At 63.6% G+C, this 18,160-nt stretch carries 12 protein-coding genes and 1 pseudogene; 8 read left to right on the forward strand and 5 right to left on the reverse strand.

What is annotated here, in order from left to right; genetic code table 11:
• The 5 genes and pseudogenes from G473_RS30715 to G473_RS30720 all read left to right on the forward strand — a co-directional run.
• A partial coding sequence (locus tag G473_RS30715) for a hypothetical protein (protein ID WP_035709412.1) occupies positions 1–247 on the forward strand: 247 nt, incomplete at its 5' end.
• On the forward strand, positions 244–2,097 hold the full coding sequence (locus G473_RS30945; RefSeq protein WP_051330688.1) for a hypothetical protein: 1,854 nt from the start codon (positions 244–246) through the stop codon (positions 2,095–2,097). The genes G473_RS30715 and G473_RS30945, both read left to right, overlap by 4 nt.
• Positions 2,098–2,455: 358 nt before the next feature.
• Positions 2,456–2,881, forward strand: a pseudogene (locus G473_RS0124170) (helix-turn-helix domain-containing protein); the annotation flags it as partial.
• 87 nt (positions 2,882–2,968) lie between these two features.
• Positions 2,969–4,489, forward strand: coding sequence for a hypothetical protein (locus G473_RS0124175; protein WP_029015213.1), 1,521 nt, complete (start codon positions 2,969–2,971; stop codon positions 4,487–4,489).
• Between the two features lie 1,078 nt (positions 4,490–5,567).
• Positions 5,568–6,521, forward strand: coding sequence for a hypothetical protein (locus G473_RS30720; protein WP_161631042.1), 954 nt, complete (start codon positions 5,568–5,570; stop codon positions 6,519–6,521).
• On the opposite strand, the gene G473_RS0124185 is transcribed toward G473_RS30720, so the two are convergent.
• From G473_RS0124185 to G473_RS0124200, 4 genes are read right to left on the reverse strand one after another with little or no spacing between them, the layout of a single operon-like run.
• Entirely contained in the window at positions 6,448–8,832 is a 2,385-nt protein-coding gene (locus tag G473_RS0124185) for a hypothetical protein (RefSeq protein WP_029015215.1), read from the reverse strand. The two genes, G473_RS30720 and G473_RS0124185, sit on opposite strands and share 74 nt — an antisense overlap.
• On the reverse strand, positions 8,825–10,135 hold the full coding sequence (locus G473_RS28775; RefSeq protein WP_051330689.1) for an RAMP superfamily CRISPR-associated protein: 1,311 nt from the start codon (positions 10,133–10,135) through the stop codon (positions 8,825–8,827). The genes G473_RS0124185 and G473_RS28775 overlap by 8 nt, the downstream gene beginning before the upstream one ends.
• Positions 10,128–11,915, reverse strand: coding sequence for an RAMP superfamily CRISPR-associated protein (locus tag G473_RS28780; protein WP_051330690.1), 1,788 nt, complete (start codon positions 11,913–11,915; stop codon positions 10,128–10,130). The genes G473_RS28775 and G473_RS28780 overlap by 8 nt, the downstream gene beginning before the upstream one ends.
• A complete protein-coding gene (locus tag G473_RS0124200) occupies positions 11,912–13,672 on the reverse strand; it encodes a hypothetical protein (RefSeq protein ID WP_029015216.1) in 1,761 nt (586 codons plus the stop codon). The genes G473_RS28780 and G473_RS0124200 overlap by 4 nt, the downstream gene beginning before the upstream one ends.
• Positions 13,673–14,548: 876 nt before the next feature.
• Here G473_RS0124200 and G473_RS29720 point away from each other — a divergent pair.
• The 3 genes from G473_RS29720 (at position 14,549) to G473_RS28790 (ending at position 17,885) form a co-directional block, all read left to right on the forward strand.
• Positions 14,549–16,606: an AAA family ATPase gene (locus G473_RS29720; protein ID WP_051330691.1), complete on the forward strand. Its 2,058-nt coding sequence runs from the start codon at positions 14,549–14,551 to the stop codon at positions 16,604–16,606.
• Positions 16,607–16,946: 340 nt separating this feature from the next.
• Entirely contained in the window at positions 16,947–17,159 is a 213-nt protein-coding gene (locus G473_RS0124210; protein ID WP_029015217.1) for a hypothetical protein, read from the forward strand.
• Positions 17,160–17,240: 81 nt separating this feature from the next.
• The gene (locus G473_RS28790) at positions 17,241–17,885 is read left to right on the forward strand and encodes a recombinase family protein (protein ID WP_084438655.1); all 645 of its coding nucleotides are present in this window, start codon (positions 17,241–17,243) and stop codon (positions 17,883–17,885) included.
• Here the strand turns inward: G473_RS28790 and G473_RS0124220 are convergent.
• Positions 17,867–18,160 (reverse strand): integrase core domain-containing protein (locus G473_RS0124220; RefSeq protein WP_029015208.1); only part of this gene is annotated, 294 nt, incomplete at its 5' end. The genes G473_RS28790 and G473_RS0124220 overlap by 19 nt on opposite strands.

Here is an 18,160-nt window from a genome sequence, read left to right on the forward strand (position 1 = left end):
GATCCGCCGCCGGCTGGTCACGCGGGAGCCGGAGAATACCCAGTTCCAGCGCGATCTGGCGGTCAGTCTCGTTAATCTGGCCAGCATCGGCGATCAGCCCCGGGAGCGCTTCACCGAAGCGCTGACCATTCTCACCCGGCTGCAGGCGAAAGGCCTGCTGACCAAGGACCAGGAAGGCGGGATCGATCTGATCAAAGCCGACCTGGCCCAACTGCCCCCAGCGTCCGCCGGAACAAAACAGCCATGACCGACCATCCGCCCAAGCCCCGCCTGTCCCTGTCCGTGGCCATTACCGGTCACCGGCCCAACCGGCTGCCGGACCATGCCCGGGCCGGGGTGGCGCTGGCGTTGGAAGGGCTGTTGCAGCGCCTGACCGCTGCCATCCATCCGGTGCTGGCCACCCACGCGACCCTGTTCAGCCCACAGCCGCCGCGCCTGACCCTGCTGTCGGCTTTGGCGGAGGGGGCGGACCGGCTGGCGGCGGAAGCGGCCCTGGCCCAGGGCTGGGGGCTGGAAGTGGTGCTGCCGTTCCCGCATGAGGAATATGCAGCGGATTTCACCGAGGCGGGCGCGCAGGAGGCTTTCCAGGCCCTGCTGGCGCGGGCGGATGCGGTGCTGGAATGGCCGGGCACGCGCGACCGGGCCGATCTGGCCTATGAGGCGGCGGGGCTGACCCTGCTGGATCATGCCGATCTGCTGATCGCCGTCTGGGACGGCGGCCCCGCCGCCGGGCGCGGCGGCACCGGGGAGATCATGCAGGCGGCGGTGCGGCGCGGTATGCCGGTGATCATCGTCGATGCCACCGGGCAGCGGTCGCCGGAACTGCGCTGGACCTCCCGGGTTCCCTATCCGCGTCCGGCGGCGTTCATCGAGGATCTGCCGGGGGCCGGGACGCAGGATCTGACGGCCCTGGTCGACGATCTGCTGGCCCCGCCGGCATCGAGGGAAGCCGACGGTCGCCCGGACCCGCATGGGGAGGTAGAGCATCTGGCCACCTATCTGCAGGAGAAACGCTGCAGCTTTCACGGTCGGCCGGAATGGCACCTTCTGCACGCCCTGGCCCTGGTGCGCCGGCCGCGCCGCAGCGACCTGCACAGCCGCCCGCCGGAAGCCTGCGCCAGCGATCTGCAGGGCCGCCCGGCGCATCTGCCCGCGGTCACCGCCGATGCGTTCGGCTGGGCCGATGCCCTGGCCACGCATTACGCCCAGATCTTCCGCAGCGCCTTTGTCGCCAATTTCCTGTTCGCCGCCCTGTCGGTCGTCGGGGTGGCCCTGTCGCTGCTGGTGATCAAAAGCCTGAACTGGCTGGGCGACGAGATGAAATGGGCCTTCGTGCTGGCGGAGCTGCTGCTGATTTCCCTGGTGCTGCTGAATACCGGCCTGGGCCACCGCACCAACTGGCACCGCCGCTGGCTGGAGGCGCGGGAGGTGGCGGAACGGCTGCGGGTGGCCGTGCCCATGATCGGGCTGGGCTGTCGCCCGGCGGGCGGGCATGGCCGCGCCCGCATCTGGACCGGCTGGTACAGCCGCGCCCTGCTGCGCGCCAGCGGCCTGCCGCCGCTCCGCTTCACCGCCGATGTGATCAGCAGCGGTCGGGAGGGGCTGGCGACATTGCTGCGCGACCAATGCAGCTATCACCAAACCACCTATCAGCGGTTGCACCGGATGGAGCACCGGCTGGAATTATTCGGCGAGGTCTTGTTCCATGCCACGCTGATCATCGTCATCCTGTATCTGGCGGCGGTGGGGGTGGATCATCTTTGGCTTGGCGGCGCGCTGGAACATGGGCTGGACGAAATCAGCCACGACCTCTGGCACCGGATCACCTATGGGGTGACGGCGGCCACCGTCGGCCTGCCGGTGCTGGCCACCGCCGCCTATGGTATCCGGCTGATCGCCGATTTCGAAGGCAATGCCAGCCGCTCCCACCGGATGGCTTCCGAGCTGGATCAACTGCTGGCCGCCCTGGCACAGGACCATCCCACCGACTTGCCGGCGGCGCAGGACCGCGCCCGCCAGGCGGCGGAGATCATGCTGGGCGACGTGGCCAACTGGCGTCTGGCGGCGGAAGGGCGCGGGTTGGCCAAACCGGGCTAAAGGACCATCGGTTTTTCCGTCAGGTCGGATCATCGCAGAATCCCCGCATTCTTCATGTCCAGGATCAGGGCGTGCAGCACGGCTGCGCACGTCTTCCAGGGGGGGAGCCGTCGGCGTCCAGGCTGCGGGTGAAGGCGGTGTAGCGACCGACCCCGGTGGTGTCCCAGATCGGCGCGCCGCCGGTCGAGACGAAGAACCCGCAGCCGGCCATGGGAGCCGCCAGGGAATAGACACGGACGTCGTGGTGTTGATTTCCACGCGGAACTGACCCGGGAAAGCGGCTTATTTCCATTGAGAATTGACCCATGTGACCGTCCCCCCTTGGCGTTGAGCGACGGGGGGTACTGGAGTGATCGACATGGGACTTTTGAATGTCATCCGCGGTTTGGCCTTGCGTGAGAAGGTTGCGATCCGGGAGATCGCGCGTCGGACCGGCCTGTCGCGGAATACCATCAAGAAGTATTTGAACGCAGGCACGATCGAGCCGAAGTTCTCGATACCAGAACGTCCCGGCAAGCTGGACCCGTTCGCCGACAAGTTGGCAGGCTGGCTCAAGGCCGAGGCCTCCCAATCGCGCAAGCAGCGCCGAACCTTGAAACATATGTACGCCGACCTGATCGCGCTGGGGTTCACCGGTTCTTATAACCGCGTTGCGGCCTTTGCCCGTGAAGGGCGGGCGGAGCGGCAACGCGAGCAGCAGACCGCAGGCCGCGGCGTTTTTGTTCCGCTGACTTTTGGCCCTGGCGAGGCCTTCCAGTTCGACTGGAGCGAGGATTACGCCGTACAGCGGTTGAACGAGAGCGTCGGGTTTGGGGCCTTGCTCGACAGGTCCATGATCGTTCACTCTGCCGGCAAGTGACGGAGGGTGGTGATGGCTGAATTCAAGAGGATCGGGTTGTCGGCGCGACGCGCGCCCCTGACCATGCCGGGCGATCTGAGCCTTTGCCTGCAAAATGAAACCGACCCGGTGGCAGCGGGGGACGATCTATCCCTTACCCTTTGTCGCGCCGGTGCCGGTGATAACCTCTCCCTGCTGTACCTTACCGGCCCGGCGGAGCGGTTGGCGCCGCTGCGCCCGCTGTTGCCGGCCGGTCTGCGCGGAATCGGCATCCCCTGGCGGGTATCGGCCGGCGACGTGGGCGGCAGCGCAATTCTGTCCAGATTGGCTGATGATATCCTGTCCGCCCTGTTGATCGGCGCGCGTCCATTATCGCGCTGGCGCAGCCGCTTCCTGGCTGTGCTGCGCGGCCCGGCGGGGTGCCTGCCAACCGGTCTTGGCGCCGGTCCCGTGGCAATGGCCGACGAAGGTGCGCAAGAGCGGCGATACTGGCTGCCCGGTCTGGCCGAGGTGATGCAACCAAGCTTCCCCGATCGGCCCGGCCTGCTCAGCACAAGCTGGACCGGACCGGCCCCGGTTCTCTCCCTCACCCGGCGGGGCGAGACATGGCACCTGCCGCTGACGCATCTGATGCTCCACGCAGCACCAGGTGGCCTGTTCGTGCTGGAATGGGGGATCGAGGGTGCGGGCTGGCCCACCGATGCAGAGAGTGGCCAGCCTTTCTGGCAGCAGGTGGCGGGGCTGGATAGCGGCCAGCGACAGGAGCCGGCACCGCGAACCCTGGCCGAGCTGCTGGATTTGAACGCGGCACTGCGCCCCCTTTACACCGCCTATGAGATGCCACCCGCCGCCCGCGATACCCATCGCCTGCAGCTTGGCGATGATGTTCTGTGTGACATGACGATGGGGGCGGTGCCGGGACAGGAGGGGCCCTGGCGGGCGTTAGCGGGGTTGATGCTGGCACCCTGGGGCCTGAAGGCAACGGACGTGGCGCTGATGCAGGATGAACGCGCCCGGCTGGTCGGCGCGGTGACCCCCCTGGGACCGCCGCCGCCAGACCTGCCGCCCGTCACCGCCGATTGGCGTGTCATGCTGGGGCGCTTTTCCGGCGTGGACCCGTTCGCACCCACGCCCGCCTATGACCCCGATTGGTCAGCCGCCGAACTGGACCGCAGCCTTTATGACCGGTTCTCCACCCTTGGATCACGCTATATGGTCACGGACCATAGCCTGACCCTGGTCGGCCACGGCGATTTCGCCGCAGAGGTGGGGGGGCGGCACCTGACCGGCCTCTACCGCCGCCTGTTCCTGGTGGCGCTGCTGCGGGCCGCTGCTGCCCAGGGCATCCGCGCCGATCTGGCCCGCCTGCCGGATGCGGAAGCGGTTGGCGATATCACCCGCTTGTGGCGGCCATTCCTGCTGACCCTGGGGCAAGGCCCGATGACGGGGCAGATGCAGGGGTCAGAACTATTCAGCCGGATGCTGGATGCCACGACCGCCGATACGCTGTTGGCCGAAGCCCTGTCCCTGCTGGACCGGGCTTCGGCAGGCTGATCCAGGCAACACAATGGGAGACGCAGCGGGCGTTCCGGCGGCGACCGACGCTGCTCCCCCTATCATGGCAGTTTGATCCGCCTCCAAACGCGGAATGTCGCTGAACTGGAACCGTGATCTCCAGGTCCTCGACCGTGAGTTTCAATCCGCTTCCAAACGCGGAACACCAAAATAGCTGTCATGCCTTATCAAGGTCATTTACAAAAATATGCCCTACTTCATTAAAAAATCAAATATATTCAACATGTTCGTTTAATTCCACAGGGTGTTTTTCTCGCCTCAGCCTTATCGGGGGTGACGGTGGGTATCTTCACCGATATCATCGATGAATGGAGATATGTTGGGGCTTTATACTATTATGAATATCAAGACCTTTCGGGAAACCCTGTTCTGGCCCCTCTCGGTCCCGGAGGGAACAATCGAGGATATTGAAGCACGGCTGACCGCGGACAGACGCTGGCAGAAATGTCCCCAACCCTTCGCCGCCATTCCCGACACAAATGCAGAGCAGGAAGAACTGGCCACCCGCTATGCCGCGGCCGTCTATATGCACCCGTTTGTGCAGAAGCTGCTTTACCCCCACCCGACCGGCGGGGGTGACGGGCACCCGGCGCTGCGCCGGTACCAACCGACCGAGGGTCACGGGCCAAGCCGGATCAGGGTCACCCTGTCCGATGATGCGAAAACCGAAATATCGTTCAAGGTAGACCGGTTGGAACTCTCGCTCTTCCGGGCGGGCATCGTGATATTGCGAATTGATCTTTGTTGCGACACACCCAACCTGTCCCTGGCCATGGTGCAACAATCCCTGGATGAGGTGCGGCGTTGCTATGTACCCTTCTGGGAGGGGGACAAGCCAGGGCACGTGCCTGCCTTTGTGGCGGTTGAATATGCGACGCAATCAGAGACTTGGGCGGCACCGACCCGGCAGCAGGGCTTGGCCCTCTCCAACAGTTCCTGTGGCCTAGCTCCGCCACTGCTGCCCTGGTGGGCGGCCCTGCTGGCCCCACTATCCCTAACACCCGATGCGACCGGTAAGACTTATCTGTCGCATGTCGTAGATGACCGGTTGCCCGGCATGGCCTTCCTGACCCTGGATGACCCGACGACCTTGGGCGAAGCGGATTGGGTCCGGCTGTGTTTCGCGGACCCGCCGGATTCCGGCCTGCCTTATGCGGCATCAATCCTGCGGGATTTCGACCAAAACCATTGCTATGACCGGTTTTGGGAACCCGCGAGGGCGCCCGGGATGTGCAGCCGCTATCTGCTGGCGGGGTATCAGTTCACCTTCGTAGGCTGTAACGAGGGCTTCACGCTGAATGTTTTGCAGGGCCATTTCCGGCACCATTACGCCGACATGGCGCTGGTGCTGCAGTACCAGCAGGCCGCTCTTCTGCGGTTGATGGAACGGTTGACGCCCCCGGGCAATGGGCGGCTGTCCGATCCTGAATTCCGACAGCGCTTGCGGGATGCCCAGGATGAGTGGCTGGATTTCCTGGGCCATGGCTGGTTCCCCACCCTGTCCAATCAGGTCCAAGGCCAAGAATTGTTCGAGAAATGGCGCGACCAGCTACGCCTGCCAGCGCTGTACCGCGAGGTCAGCGAAAAAGCCCGCGACATGACCGCCATGCTGAACGCCGCCGAAGGGCATGAGGCGACGCAGGAGGCCCATAGGGCGACAGAGGCGGGGCTGCAACTCAACAAGATTGCCGCGATCGGCCTTGTCGCTTCGCTGATAACGAGCGTGATGGGGGTTAATCTTATTGTGCCGGATAACCCGCCTCTTATGCTTGCTTCCGGGTGGTCATTCTTCATCGTGGGTCTCGTCACCCTTGGCGCATGGCTCACCGGTCGTATGATAGCGGGGAGCAAGCCCACTGGCAGTTCCAGGTTTTTACGGACTTTCGCCATCAACTGTCTGGCAATCGCCGCCCTAACATTGTTAATCGGCAGCGTTCTTATTCTGAAGGCACCGCCAGAAGAGAAGCCGGATTGTCTGGATGCGGTGCGGGCTGCTTGTTGTCCATCTTGACCGCCTTTCGGATAGTATTGAATTCCTTTAGATCAGGATAGGTGAAACGGCCCTCCGGCTCCGGTCTTTGGCCGACCTGTTCCGCCCCCCAATCGGGCCGGCAGGATCGCAACCACTGTGTCACCGGGCGTACATGGGGCCAGTTGGTCCAGTGCTGCGCCATAAAGGTTTCGAACGCCTTCAGAAAGGGGCGCAACGACAGCGTGCCATCCGTCCAGCCTTCGCCCGACGCCCCTGCCCGCTCGGCGGCGTCGGGCGGTTGCAGCAGGGACCGATCCGCCAGATCATGTGGTTGCAGCGACAGGCGCAGCCCCCGCACCAGAACCTGACCTGCCCCAAACGGCTTGGCCCGACCGATCTGGTGACGATAGGGCTTGGCGGGATCACCGCCATGGGTCAGCACCCAGAGCAGCAATCCCAGCTCAACGGCAGTGACATTGCGGACGCGAATGTCACTGCGGAATATCATTTTTTCGCCGTCACGCTTGTGGCGCAGCAGGCGCAGATCGCTGCCAATCTCATTCAACTGTTCGGCGTTGCGGCCCAATCGGCTGACCTGATGCGTCAAGCTGGCAACCAGCCGCTTGGGCGCCGATGCCAAATCCTGGGGCCGGAAGCGTGGAACATAGCGTTTCCGGCCCGCCAGCCGTGCCTCGGGGTGGGAGTAATCCTTGATACGGCCCGCAAGGTAGAAGGGTGCGAAGGATGCGCGCGGCGCTCCCATCACGGTGCGGATCGTTCCGGTTTCCTCTGCATCACCCGCATTCTCAAGGTAGGCGAACCCGAATGCGACACGCCCCTTACGGGCTACCGACTGCCCCTTCGGCGCTGCCGGCGTGAAATCATCCGCCTCCAGCACATGGCCGAACAGGGATTCCACCAGATCGGGCTTGAACGCGGCAGGTGCGGCGGGCTGCTTGTGCGGCTGCCCCCGTTCCTTGTCCAGCAGGTCGCGCACGGAATGCTCGTGGGCAATCTTGAAAAAGCGGGTAAGGCCCAGTTGCAGGGTTTCCGGGTTGCCATCTTTTTCCTGCACATAGAATACCGGAACCTTCCCGCCGGCCTTCAGCGTTGGCCATAACACAGCCAAGCTGCCATCAGGCTCACGGCGACGCCGGGCCGGCTTGGTATTGATCAACCAGAACCGGTCCCAGGCTTTGGCATCGACCTTGAAATCCTTGGCGGCGGGGTCATCGAAGAAGACATATTCGTTCTTCTTCGGCTGTCCTTCCCCACGACGATCCTCTTTCTCCTTAATGTCCGCTGCCAATGGCGGGGCGGGTGATTTATTGGAAAAGACCAGCCGCCCTGGGTTGCCCACAGCATTCGGCTTCGCAAAGCCATCCCTCGGCTTGGTACCTGTGCGGTTGAACATCAGCACAGGTGCTTTATCGAAATCGATATATGGGGTACGTCCGCCCAGAATCTCGAAACCGGCTGCCCTATAACGGTCCACCATCGGCCTTTTAAGCCATTTGGCCCGCCAGTGGTATTTGTCTTTCTCCGCCGGGAGTTTCAGCAGGTCGCGCAGATCATCATGAGCAATGCGCCGCCATGTACTGCAGGGCGTAATATGTATTTCTGGCTTTCCGCCGCTGATCTCCTTGTAACGCAGCCAACCCGCTTTCAGCTTGTCTGCATCGAGCAGGGAATCTTTCTCATTCTCGGGCGGTCGCACCCGAGGATGCGTAAAATCCCGCAAGCCATAGCGATGATGACCATTGATCTGTGACAATCGGGCTCCCGCCACGATCTCCGCCGATGCCCGCACCATGCCGCGCAGCGTTGCGCCGGGAATGGCGTAGCGGCCATCCGGCAGGCGCAGCGGCCGCGACAGCCCGTCCTTCTCCGAACCGATCAGCATGGGGCTTTCCACGGCCCATTCCACACTGATACGACCTGTGAAGCCACCCGGAAGGGGTTGGAACAAGGGCGACGGCGGTTCCGCCATCACGACCTTGTCGTTTAGCTCCACGAACCGATAGGGCGAGGTCAAAAGGTGCAAGGGCACCGGTTCGCGTGGCCTGCCCGACCCCGATGCCGGTCTTGCCGTTGAGGAAACCGGCGGCTTGTTCTGGCGTGCCGGCGGAGCCGGTGCGAAACGGCGCGAGAGTTCAGACCTGAAGTCGGTGGCCGCTGCATCGGGATCATCGACGATGTCGTCAGCATCCATTAACTGATCATACAGTTTATCGGCCTGATCGTCGAAAACCGCCTCACGCCGCAACATGGCACCCGGTTTATCCAGCAACCGCTCGCACTCTTCGATCAGTTTCGCCTTCAACGCGGCCAAGCGGGGATTATCAGCCATTTATGCCCTCCTGCACCGCGACGTCGAACCAGCCGAAGCCTTTGTTGGTGCCATGACCCAGCAACAGGCCGTCTTCCCGGATGGCAGCCAGCAGTTCCTCGGTCAGGCTCGTCGTCTCATCATCCACATCCGGCATTAAACGTAAGGTCGCTGTGGCCTCGACCCCGGTATAGGTTGTGGTGGTGAACAGGGCACCGTCGATGGGCGCGCCGGAAAAACGGTCCAGTTTCACCGAGGTGACATCCCATTTTGTTCCAGCGGTCACCTTCAGTTGTTCCAGCCACAACCGGCCCCTGTGTCCGGTGGTGCCGAACAGGGCACAGACAGCGGGGGCATCGCCGGCAGGGGTGCCGTCGCCGGGATCGCCCTTCAGCGCCTTAAGCCAGCGGGCCTGGGCGCGCAGGGCGCCCATCAGGCTGGTGCCGGGAATATGCGGCAGGTTGCCATCCAGGCTCTGCCCCGCCAGAGCCGGATTATCCTTGTCCGCCTCCTGCCCAGCCTTGCGGTCGCGCTTTCGGGAACTGTCCAGCACAGCGAAGGGGCCGGGGCAGGTCAGCGTCAGGGTCCAGGTTCTGCCGGCAAGTACAGGCGGCGTTACTTGCGACAAAGCGGGGATGGGCACAGGTGTCGTCGACATTGTCCCGTCCGCCTGCAAAGCGTGGCGGGTGACGGTGAGCGTTTCGGGCAGCAGCCGCACGCGGCCTTGCCCATCGCCCTTGCCCTTGCCCAGTTGCGCACCATGCGCCAGCCGGACCAGCAGTGGCAGCAGGGCCTGCCATTGCTGGTCCAGCACCTGCGCATTATCGGCGATCAACAGCATGTCGAGCGGGATTTTCGTGCCGGGTGCCAGCATCTCCTGAAAGAACAGCTTATGCGCATCCGCCGTGCCGGTTTCCGGGTTGATGGCGGTGCGGGCGGCGGCGAAGCTGTCGCCGCCCAATTGCGCCGCATAGGGGGCTGTGGCCACCGGTTCCGGGACGCAGCTTCCCCCCCAGATGATGACATGGCTCATCCTGCCATGGTTCTTCTTGTCCAGCTTTGGCACGCCGAACAAGGCATCGGCCTGCGCGCGCTCGGCCATCAGGCCGCGCAGCAGGCCCTTCAGCGACGAACCCGGGATGAAGGGCAGACCGTCGCCATCGCGCAGCAGGGTGGACAGCAGCGGGTTCTCATCCTGGTCGGATTTCTTCAGCTTGTCGGCAACCACCCCGCCATCACCCAAATGCAGCGGGCTTTCAGTGATCAGCCAGCCCTTGATGTCCATACGATAGGGGTGCAGGCCCATGCCCAGATGATCAGACATCCATATTCTCCACCCGGGCAATGCCATGCATTTCCCGCCCCAGCGCCGCATGATCGACCAGATTCACGCGGAAATCCCCAAAGCCGTTTTCCGGCAGGAAGGGACAGGTCCGCCAGTCCGTCGCCCAACCACCATTGGCACCACGGGCCGGCAGCCCTGTGCTCAGGCGGCGTTCCAACGCCGCCGCCAATGCTCCTTGCAGCAGAAATACCGACCCCGGCGCCGTCAACAGGAAGGGCCGATAGACGGAGGGGCCGTAATGGCGCCGCCGCATCCCGATATAACCACCGGCCAGCCGGTGGCGCACAAAAAGGTTGCGCAAGATCAGGCCCGGCTGGTCCAGCGCCCGCCGCCAATATTCCTGATAAGCCCCCTGCACGGCATCCCCGACATCATCCGGCAGCATCAGGGCCGGGGTGATCAGGGTGACGGCCCACAGGTCACCATTTTGCGGGGAGACCGGCCCAATGCCCAGCCCCGGCGGGGGGGCAGCGTTCCGGAACCGCGCGCTGGCACCCGTGGTGCCGACGCCATCCAGCCCGGTTCCGCGCAACAGTGCGATGATCTGGGCAAACCAGACCGGATCGGCCCCATTGCGATCAACCCGCAACCGCCAGAACCGGCGTTGACCAGCGCTCGCATCCTGCCAGGACGACAGGCCGATATCGACATAAAGGTCGCCATCGGCCGCCGTGTAGCCTTCACCGATCCGGGTATGGATACGCGGCAATGTGGGAATGTCGGATGCGGGCAGATGGTCCGGCCGCGCCTGGTTTTTCCAGTCGCCGACATAGGCAGGCACGGCCCCGTTGCGCCCCATGGGGATATGGGCGGGCGGCACCAGCAGCGCATCCAGGATCGCCCCGTCCCCCTCTTCAAGCTGCGCCAGGGACTGGGGCAGCGGCAAGTCGCAAAGTCGCCCGTCCTTCTCCACCGGAAAGGCATGACCGATGCGGATGCTGGACAGGGCCTGGCCCAGCGGACTGCCCACCGCTTCCGGCTGTTGCCCCGCCAGTTCCAACGCCCGCGCCAGCGCCCCCTTGATGGCCGCGCCCGGCACGATGGCGGACCCGCGCCAGACATTGTCCGACAAACGTTGCGCATCCACCAGCAACCGCCGGTCGAAGCTGACATCCAGCCACAGACTGTCGCCCACCCCTTCGGCCACCGCCGCCGGCCATAAGGGTGCGCTGGCGGCAACCGCGACGGTCGCCGCTGTTACCCGTCCGAACCCGGCGCTTTTGGCCCCGCCGATGGCAGGCACCAGGGCCCAGGCCCTGGCCAGCAGGCCCGCCAGCCGGTCCCGTTGCCCAGGCGGGCAGCGCAGGATAGCTTTACCGGTGAAGGAAACCGCCTCCCCCACGGGGGCCACCAGTTCCACCACCTGCAAGGCACCATGCTGAACGGCACCGGTGGTATCGTCGATCTTGATACGGGTGATGCTGTGGGGGTCAGCCGGCGGCAAACGCTCAGCCACCAGATCGGCGGTGATCAGGCACCCCCGCTCGGGCGCGTTGGGGGCGGTGACGCCCCCGGCGGCATCGGGGGAGGCGCGGCCGAACAGCGTGTCCAGTTCGCGCCGCTCAGCGGCCCCGACCGTGACCAGCGACACCATGGCCGCCCGCAGCAATCCCTTCACCTGATCCGCCGGGATCAGGGGGTGGCCCGCCTCATCCCGCAGGGCCGGCGTATCAATGCCCAGGCCGGCAACATCCAGACCGGGCAGGATAAAGGGGCTGCGCAGGGTGACAGAGAGGGTCAGTTCGTGCCGATGGGTCATGCCGGCACCCCCGCCTGGGCCAGAACGGCGAGTGGACCGGGCCAGCCATACGGGAACGGATCAATATAATCCCAATATTGGGCCAGCAGCGCCAGTTTCAGCCCGGCAGGCCGCGTTCCGCCCCAATCATCAATGGCGGCCAGTGCCGCCTCACGCCCCCGGCCCGCCTTGGACAGGTAATCGGCGAACAGGGTGACAACCCTATCGGCCGCCGCCATGCCGGCACCGGTTTTCAGTTCCCGCAATTTCTTGTGCAATTGCGACCGGGGCAAGCCCGTCTCCTCATCCCGCACCAGCTTCATCAAGCCCGGCAGCGCCACCAGTTCCGGCACCGTCAGGGTGAAGGCGCTGCCATGCGCCGTCTGGTCCAGTCCCGGATAAAGGGCGGCCCGGTGCCCGTGCAGCCCATGGCCGCCATCGGGCAGGTCGGCGCTTTCAAAAACCTCAATCTGCAGGGCATCGATACGTTCCCCCGCTGCCCCCCTGGCCTGCTTGGCGGCGTCGGCCAGATTTTCCGCCATGGCGCGGGCCTGGCGCAGGGGGGTGCGGCGGTCGCAGATCACCATACCCATGCCATGGGTCAGGGGCTTGCCCTGCACCGTCCAGCCATGCGCCCATGTTGTGAAAAATGCCTGCGCCCACCACAGGGCCAGCCACGCCGGCAGGGCAAACGCCATTTCATCCCCACCCCACATCAGGGTTTCAAAGCGCAGGGCCTTAAGGCGGATGGGACGATCATCGGCCAGATCGTGATCCGCAATCTCCCGCGCCACACGCGCCGCATGGTCGCCGTTGCTTTGGTCGATCAGGAATTGCAGCATCGGCTTCAGGAATTGTTGGCGCTGCTGGATGCTCAGCTCATTGGCGAAGATTGTCAGGGGATGCAGCCCGTCATCCGGCGTGATCCGCCCCCTGATGTCGGTGAACCCGTTGCCATCGATATAAATCACCGCCAGCTTGTTACGCAGTGTGTCCTTGATCGGGTCCGTATCCGGCAGGTCGCCCGGAATGTCGTCGACGCTGTTGACGAAACGGGCACCCAGCGCCGGATCGTTCAGTTCCGTGACGTAGAAATATTGCCGCATATGCCGGCCAAAGGTGCGCCGTGCCGCGACGGAGGCCGACATCCAGGCCAGATTCTGCCCCTTTTCGGCAAATTCCCGGTCCGCCCAATCGCTGGGCACCGGTACCGGGCGTGTGGCCGGCAGAATGCCGCCGAACCGCGCCTTGTCTGGCCGGACGGCATCACCCTTGGCGCCGGTAAAGGGCGGTCCCAGCCCTTGCCATTGCTGTGCCCGCAGATCGGCCCGTGCAGCGCGGATGGCGGCATTGATGCTGGCATCCTTGCCATCGGCAGCATCCGGTCCCACCGGGGCCATCGCCACCAGCACCCGCAGATGCGCCAGCGGCAACGCCCCCTCCCACGTCACTGCATCGAGATCGTGACCGGACATGGTGCGCAGGATTTTGTTGATGCCGCACCAATCCGCCCCTTCATGGGCCAGGGCGGCCCGCAGGTGGGCCAGGGCATTCCGGGCCACCGCCGGTTCAGCATCAAAGGTCAGGGCGGCCAGGGAAGCGCCAGCGAATAGCCGGTTGACCGAAGAAACACCGTCAACCCCTTTCAGCAGAACCTGCACCCGGCTGGGGGCATACAGCAAGGCCAGACCGGAACCCCGGATACAGGACAGATCGGTCGTGTCATAAAGGGTGGCATCGAAATCCACCCCCTCTACCCACAGCAGAAAACGCCCCATACCCTGCGCCCCAATTCATGCAACTGCGGGGGATCGTGCCATAGGGGTTGTGTTGTGGGAAGTGGATTCAGGAACAGGATTGTGACGGGCATAGGTTGGGAAATTATCCCCCGCACACCAGGGCCAAACCCACCCGGACGCTCCGGCGGGTTTTTCCGGCCCACGCAGAGCCCGCCCGGAATGCGGGGAATGACCATTCCTGCCGTCTTGACCCGGCTTCAATCCGCTTCCAATCGCGGAATGGTGCTGAACTTGGGATTCAAATATTTTTTATTTCAATTTATCCGTTTCAATCCGCTTCCAATCGCGGAACGGTGCTGAACAGTCTTCAAGCTTATCATCGGCGGATTTTTGAAGTTTCAATCCGCTTCCAATCGCGGAACGGTGCTGAACTGTAATAGGTGTAAACCTCATTGCAAGCTCACTGAGTTTCAATCCGCTTCCAATCGCGGAACGGTGCTGAACAAATCCGAGGTCGAACCTAACAACCACTCGGAGGATGTTTCAATCCGCTTCCAATCGCGGAACGGTGCTGAACACAGACAGACACAAAATGCGAGCTGATGGGCCTGGTTTCAATCCGCTTCCAATCGCGGAACGGCGCTGAACTTAATGTCACTGGCGATGATCGAAACAACGTCAATTTCAATCCGCTTCCAATCGCGGAACGGCGCTGAACTGTGCACGCCTTCTGGTCCGTGACCTTCACCCTCACGGCCCCCTTCTCCGCATAGAGCAATCGTCGTCGCCCCTGGAAGCCGGCCACCGCCTTCCCCGTGCCCGCATTATCAGGCGTGCGCCCCTATGCCCATCCACATCGCCTGCCGACCATTCATCGGCAGGAACACCCCCCCTTTGCCTGTTGAGAGGCCAAACATGACCCATACTGCTGACAAGGCCCCGACCACCCTGGCCGTGGCCGCCAAACAATACAACGCCCGCGTTGCCGCTTCCCTCGAGTTGGAGCAGGCCCCACGCCCTTCTCCGACGGTTACGACCGGTGACTGCGCCACCGCGTGGGCACTGTTGGATCGCGGCCTGGCCGCATCCCCGCAGATCGCGGACGCCCTTGACAAGGGCGGCTGCCTCATCATTGTTGAGGTGCCCGGACTGGACTGGGTTCGCCCTGTCCGCGAAACGCTGAAGCTCTACCTTTCCGGCCCCACGGAAATGGATGACGCGCAGTTCACCGCAATGCTGGAAACCTTGGCTCTCGCTAATGACGAGGAAACGCCGCTACCGGAAGTACCCGAGTGCCTCTCGCCCCCGGAGTGGGTATGGTTCAGCGGTTCGGACGAGAAGGATAAGCACTGGGCTCCGCACGACATTGATTCTATGACCACGGCGTTGGGCAATGGCAAGGGCGTCATCGTGCTGACCGCTCGGCTGGATAGCATGCCGGCATCCGTCAGACATGCTGCGGATCACCATCTGACACTTCCGACGCTGGACGGCGCTGCAATGACGGTGGCCGCACACGTGCTGACGGGGCACCATCCCACCATCACCATCGATGATCGCCTCTGCGGCTACCTCAACCCCGATATCCTCCGCATGTCACAGCGGCCGGGAGAGGACGGCGACGCCTGGATCCGGCGTCTCCGGTCTTACGTGAACCTCGCATCGCAAGCCATCCCGTATGACGGTCCCAAGCTGACCGATCTTCACGGCATGGATGACGCGAAGAAGTGGGGTCTCAACTTGGTCGAAGATCTCAAGGAATACATGGCGGGACGCTTGCCCTGGCAGGACGTCGATCGTGGTTGTTTGCTGGTGGGGCCCACTGGCACGGGCAAGACCTCCTTCGCCCGGATTCTGGCTGACACCACCGGGCTGCCGCTGGTCACGGGATCGCATTCCGAGTGGCAGGCGGCAGGGCATCTTGGCCAAATGCTGTCCGCAATGCGCGGCACGTTCAACCGAGCGCGGATGGAAGCGCCCTGCATCCTGTTCATCGATGAGGTCGATGCCTTTCAGGATCGGCAATCACTGCGGAGCAATCAGCGGGACTACAGTGTTCAGGTCGTCAATGCGCTGCTTGAGTCGACTGACGGAACCCTCGCCCGCGAAGGGGTTGTACTGCTGGCGGCGGCCAACAGCTTGTCGATCGATCCGGCCCTGGTCCGGCCTGGGCGGCTCGATCGGGTGATCATGGTGTCCCTGCCTGACGATCAAGCATTAGCCGGAATCCTGCGCCAGCACCTTGGTCCCGATCATCTCCCCGGTGTTGACCTCCTTCCTTATGTGGCGGGCATGGTCGCATCCGGCGCTGAAGCCGAGCTTTGGGCCCGTGACGCCAAGCGTGAGGCCCGCCGCGCCGGGAGGCCAATGACGCCCGAGGACCTGCTGGCTCATATCCCTCGTCCTGAAACCATTTCCCCCAATCTGCATTTCAGGGTCGCGGTGCATGAGGCTGGCCATGCTGTGGCCGCCGCGGTCGAGCTGCCGGGCAAGATCCAGATCGTCAAGGTTCAGGACGAACATGCCAGTGTTCGGTTCGAACTGGGCCAGTTCGACACCGAGGCCGATGCCCGTGCTCATATTCGCATCCTGCTGGCGGGTCGCGCGGCGGAAGAGGTCCGCCTGGGAGCCCCAGGTTTCGGGTCCGGCGGTCCCGCGCACAGCGATCTTGCGCGCGCCACCACCCTGGCAGCCGCCATGTTGGCGGGCCATGGGTTCGGGGACCGACTGCTTTGGCTGGGCAACGCCGTCCCCGAGAATACCCACTCGTTCTTGTCTGCTCACCCCTCCTTGGCGCAACAGGTCGGTCGCATGCTGGCCGAGGAATATGAACGGGTATTGGCGCTTCTTCGACCGCGCCTGCCGGTCATCGACAAGGTGGCCTCCATCCTGGTCGAATTTGGAAGTCTGACGGGTCCGGAGTTGGAAGAACTTATCGCGGCCATGCCCATCAGCACCGAATTGGCCCCCTGATGCGTGGTTATCGTGGGGGCCCATTCACCCCAGTGGGCCGATATCTGCGCCAGGCCAATAATGATGCTAAAAGGGGCCGTCCATATGGGCCGGTGGCCGGCTACCGACAAGTGATAACATTCGAATAGAGGTTCCGGCCCCCCCCGACGAGCCCCTATTCAATAGGCGCGCCATAGATGGTTGGATATCGGCACCGCGCCAAGACCCAATCCAACATGTGCAAGACGCACACATGGATTGCGATCCTTCGGCGTCAGATGAAGGGTGGGCTGTATCAGAAGGCTGGAGCAAATGGCCTGGGGAGAGGGCGCATTGTGCGCCCTATGATCAAGGTGCAACGATGTCCAAGCCCCCACCCCCAACCGACAGACACCTCACCAAGCGGGCTTCACGGCTCGTCCTGGAAGCCTGCAACGACAATGGCGACCAGACCGTCAACATCGAAGCCACTTTATCGCAGCTGGCGCGCCAGTTGGGCCAGTTGCTGGCGCGTCAGCATTTCCAAGCGCTTGCAGCCAACACGGCCATCAAGCCGGATACCCTGCTCCCTTGACAAACTGTCAGCAGCGTCACCCGCCCCACCATTGACATCGCCCGACCAAACAGGTTGGATTTCGTATCCTGGAGTGCCTGCATGCGTGCCGCCATCTACGCCAGATATTCGTCCGACCAACAAAGCGCGTCCTCCATCGAGGACCAGATCAGGATTTGTCGGGAGCGGGCGCTTCGGCAGGGCTGGAAAGTCGCCGGCTGCTACAAGGACGCAGCGACTTCCGGTGCGTCCATGGTGGGACGGGCCGGCATTCAGGCGCTGCTTCGCGACGCCCAGTCCGGCGCGATCGACATCGTGCTGGCCGAGGCCCTGGACAGACTGTCCCGCGACCAGGCCGACATCGCGATCCTTCACCGTCAGCTCACCTTCCTCGGCATCAAGATCGTCACGCTGGCTGACGACGAAATCAACGAAATGCACATCGGCCTGAAGGGGACGATGAACGCCTTGTTCCTCAAGGACCTTGCCGCAAAGACCCACCGCGGCCTGCGCGGCCGTGTCGAGAAGGGTAAAGCGGGCGGCGGGCTTTGCTATGGCTATGACGTGATCCGGCAGTTCGACGCCCATGGCGAACCCATCAGGGGGGATCGCCGGATCAACGATGCCGAGGCCAGCGTCGTGCGGCGCATCTTCCGGGAATTCGCCGACGGTGTCAGCCCACGCAGTATTGAACCGCGCCGGGATTGTCGGCGGCCAAAGTTCGTGAGTCATGCAGCCATTTGCTGAGTGCTCACAGCATCATGATAGCGTTGTTCCGCCTCGGCGGGCGGGATATTTCCGATGGGCTCGAGCAGGCGGCGGTTGTTGAACCAGTCGACCCATTCGAGGGTTGCGTATTCCACAGCTTCAAAGGATTTCCAAGGTCCGCGCCTGTGGATCACCTCAGTTTTGTAGAGGCCATTGACGGTTTCGGCCAAGGCATTGTCGTATGAATCACCGACACTGCCGACCGACGGTTCGATGCCAGCCAAGCCCAGCCGCTCGGTGTATCGGATGGATAG

It is taken from the genome of Niveispirillum irakense DSM 11586, from assembly GCF_000429645.1.
GTDB classification, from domain to species: Bacteria; Pseudomonadota; Alphaproteobacteria; order Azospirillales; family Azospirillaceae; genus Niveispirillum; species Niveispirillum irakense.

Bases quoted from the DNA above. Each gene is read 5' to 3' on its own strand.
- G473_RS30945 (WP_051330688.1), top strand. From the start codon at position 244: ATGACCGACCATCCGCCCAAGCCCCGCCTGTCCCTGTCCGTGGCCATT.
- G473_RS0124175 (WP_029015213.1), top strand. From the start codon at position 2,969: ATGGCTGAATTCAAGAGGATCGGGTTGTCGGCGCGACGCGCGCCCCTG.
- G473_RS30720 (WP_161631042.1), top strand. From the start codon at position 5,568: ATGGCCTTCCTGACCCTGGATGACCCGACGACCTTGGGCGAAGCGGAT.
- G473_RS0124185 (WP_029015215.1), bottom strand. From the start codon at position 8,832: ATGGCTGATAATCCCCGCTTGGCCGCGTTGAAGGCGAAACTGATCGAA.
- G473_RS28775 (WP_051330689.1), bottom strand. From the start codon at position 10,135: ATGTCTGATCATCTGGGCATGGGCCTGCACCCCTATCGTATGGACATC.
- G473_RS28780 (WP_051330690.1), bottom strand. From the start codon at position 11,915: ATGACCCATCGGCACGAACTGACCCTCTCTGTCACCCTGCGCAGCCCC.
- G473_RS0124200 (WP_029015216.1), bottom strand. From the start codon at position 13,672: ATGGGGCGTTTTCTGCTGTGGGTAGAGGGGGTGGATTTCGATGCCACC.
- G473_RS29720 (WP_051330691.1), top strand. From the start codon at position 14,549: ATGACCCATACTGCTGACAAGGCCCCGACCACCCTGGCCGTGGCCGCC.
- G473_RS0124210 (WP_029015217.1), top strand. From the start codon at position 16,947: ATGTCCAAGCCCCCACCCCCAACCGACAGACACCTCACCAAGCGGGCT.
- G473_RS28790 (WP_084438655.1), top strand. From the start codon at position 17,241: ATGCGTGCCGCCATCTACGCCAGATATTCGTCCGACCAACAAAGCGCG.